Origin of the sequence: Phenylobacterium sp. (assembly GCF_036402295.1) — a bacterium.
In the GTDB taxonomy this organism is placed as follows: Bacteria; Pseudomonadota; Alphaproteobacteria; order Caulobacterales; family Caulobacteraceae; genus Phenylobacterium.
The window spans coordinates 1-2,365 of the sequence record NZ_DASWTE010000274.1; the positions used below are offsets into that span (position 1 = coordinate 1).

Annotated in this window: 3 protein-coding genes; 1 reads left to right on the forward strand and 2 read right to left on the reverse strand. The window is 69.9% G+C overall.

Translation table 11 applies throughout. The annotated features are described in order from the left end of the window. Positions 1 to 48 precede the first annotated feature (48 nt). Both VGD44_RS16605 and VGD44_RS16610 read right to left on the reverse strand, forming a co-directional pair. A complete protein-coding gene (locus VGD44_RS16605; protein ID WP_331089095.1) occupies positions 49 to 711 on the reverse strand; it encodes a ribonuclease HII in 663 nt (220 codons plus the stop codon). A gap of 116 nt (positions 712 to 827) precedes the next feature. Continuing rightward, entirely contained in the window at positions 828 to 1,418 is a 591-nt protein-coding gene (locus tag VGD44_RS16610; RefSeq protein ID WP_331089097.1) for a DNA-3-methyladenine glycosylase I, read from the reverse strand. A 52-nt stretch (positions 1,419 to 1,470) separates the two neighbouring features. On the opposite strand from VGD44_RS16610, the gene VGD44_RS16615 reads away from it, so the two are divergent. Beyond that, on the forward strand, positions 1,471 to 2,358 hold the full coding sequence (locus tag VGD44_RS16615; protein ID WP_331089099.1) for an alpha/beta hydrolase: 888 nt from the start codon (positions 1,471 to 1,473) through the stop codon (positions 2,356 to 2,358). Positions 2,359 to 2,365: the final 7 nt, after the last annotated feature.

The following is a 2,365-nucleotide window of genomic DNA, read 5'->3' on the forward strand; positions in this document are numbered from 1 at the left end:
GAGAACCCCTGCCTGTTCATGGCCAAGGCGCTCTGACCTCACCGAACGTCAGTCGAAGGTGAGCTCGCCCTGTTCGGGCTCGACCGTGCGCGGGTCGACGCCCGCCAGCACCAGCTTCACCGGCCGCCACGCCCGGCGGTGGATCTCGCACGGCCCCATGGAGACCAGCGCCTCCACGTGGGTGGGGGCGTTGTAGCCCTTGTGGCTGGCGAAGCCGTAGCCGGGGTAGACCGCGTCCATCTCGGTCATCAGCCGGTCGCGGGCCACCTTGGCCAGGATCGAGGCCGCGGCGATCGACTTCGACTTGCCGTCGCCGCCCACCACGGTCTTCACCTCGCACGGCAGCTTGAAGCGGTAGTTCCCGTCCACCAGGGCGAACGCCGGCTGCACCGACAGCGCCTCGATGGCCCGGCGCATCGCAAGGCCGGTGGCGTGCAGGATGTTGAGTTCCCAGATCTCCTCGACGCTGGCCATGCCGACGCCCCAGGCCACCGCCCTGGCCTTGATCTCGACCTCCAGTTCCTCCCGCGCCTTGGCGGTGAGCTTCTTGGAATCGTCGAGGCCTTTGGGAACCTTGCGCGGGTTCTCGGGCAGGATCACCGCGGCGGCGCTGACCGGCCCGGCCCAAGGCCCACGCCCCGCCTCGTCCACACCGCAGACCGGCCCGCCGACGAAGGCGCGTTCGAACGAAAGCGTGGGCCCCCGCGCCATGGCTCAGCGCGCCGTCGTCGGCGCGCCCAGCGGCGCCAGGCGGCCGGCGTCCATCGCGCCGTACATGTGCTCGCAACCGGCCAGCGCCAGTGCGATCGCGATCAGGACCGCGACCCTCATCGCGCCAGCCCCTTCACCGCGTCGTGCCGGTGGCAGCAGGTGAGGTGGTCGTTGACCATGCCCACGGCCTGCATCCAGGCGTAGACGATCACCGGACCCACGAACTTGAAGCCCTTGGCCTTCAGCGCTTTGGAGACCTCGACCGCCAGGTCCGTCTGCGCCGGGACCTGGCCGAACGCCGTCCAGCGGTTCTGCACCGGCCTGCCGCCCGTGAAGCTCCAGCAGAACTCGGCGAAGTCCTCGCCCTTCGCCTTCATCTGCAGGTAGATCTTCGCGCTCTCGATGGCCGCGTCGATCTTGGCGTTCGAGCGCACGATGCCCGCGTCGGCCATCAACCGCGCGCGGTCCGCCTCGCCGTAGCGCACCACCTTCTCCGGATCGAAGCCGTCGAACGCCGCCCGGAACGCGTCGCGTTTGCGCAGGATGGTGATCCACGCCAGGCCCGCCTGGAACCCGTCCAGCACCAGCTTTTCCCACAGCGCCCGCGAGTCGTACTCCGGCACGCCCCACTCCTCGTCGTGATAGGCCTCGTACAGCGGGTCGCCGGCCATGCCGCGCCATTCGCACCGGGTCAGGGACTCAGCCATCGGCCGCACTCTTGAGCGCCGTCGGGAGTCGAAACAAGGGGGGCGCGCTTCGATGGCGTTCGAAGGCTTCGAGTTGTCGCAGATTGCGCTTCCGGATCCCGCCGGCGAGGTTTCCCTGCGCGTCCGCCACGGCGGCTCGGGCCCGCCGCTGCTGCTGCTGCACGGCTATCCCGAGACGCACATGATGTGGGCCCGCGTCGCCGAGGGCCTCGCAGACAGCTTTACGGTCGTCTGCCCCGACCTGCGCGGCTATGGCGGCTCGACGAAGCCGCCCTCGTCCGACGACCACGAGACCTCGTCCAAGCGCGCCATGGCCCGGGACGCGGTGAACCTCATGGCCAAGCTTGGCTTCGATTGTTTCGGCGTCGCCGGCCACGACCGCGGCGGTCGCGTGGCCTACCGCCTGGCGCTGGACCACCCGGCCGCCGTCGCCAAGGTCTCCGTCCTCGATATCATCCCGACGGGGGAGGCCTGGGCCCGCGCCGACAAGCGCTTCGCCCTCGGCTACTGGCATTGGCCGTTCCTGGCCCAGCCGCACCCGTTCCCCGAGACCCTGATCGGGGCCGACCCGGAGTTCTTCTTCGCCGGCCGCTACGGCATCCTGCGCAGCTTCGACGCCGAGGCGCAGGCCGACTACCTGGAATCCGCCAAGCTGCCCTCGGTGATCCACGCCATGTGCGAGGACTATCGCGCCGGCGCCGGCTACGACCGCCTGCTCGACGAGGCCGACAAGAAGGCCGGCAAGAAGATCGCCTGCCCTGTCCAGGTGCTATGGGGCGCCAAGGGCGCGCTGGCCGCTTGGTACGACACCCTGGCCGTCTGGCGCGAATGGGCCGACGACGTCCAGGGTCAGGCCCTCGACTGCGGCCACTTCATCCCCGAGGAGAAGCCGGACGAGACGCTGGCCCTGCTACGCCGCTTCTTCGCCGACGGCCGCTGACATCCAC

Coding starts and splice junctions, on each gene's coding strand:
- VGD44_RS16605 (WP_331089095.1), bottom strand. CDS start 711: ATGGCGCGGGGGCCCACGCTTTCGTTCGAACGCGCCTTCGTCGGCGGG.
- VGD44_RS16610 (WP_331089097.1), bottom strand. CDS start 1,418: ATGGCTGAGTCCCTGACCCGGTGCGAATGGCGCGGCATGGCCGGCGAC.
- VGD44_RS16615 (WP_331089099.1), top strand. CDS start 1,471: ATGGCGTTCGAAGGCTTCGAGTTGTCGCAGATTGCGCTTCCGGATCCC.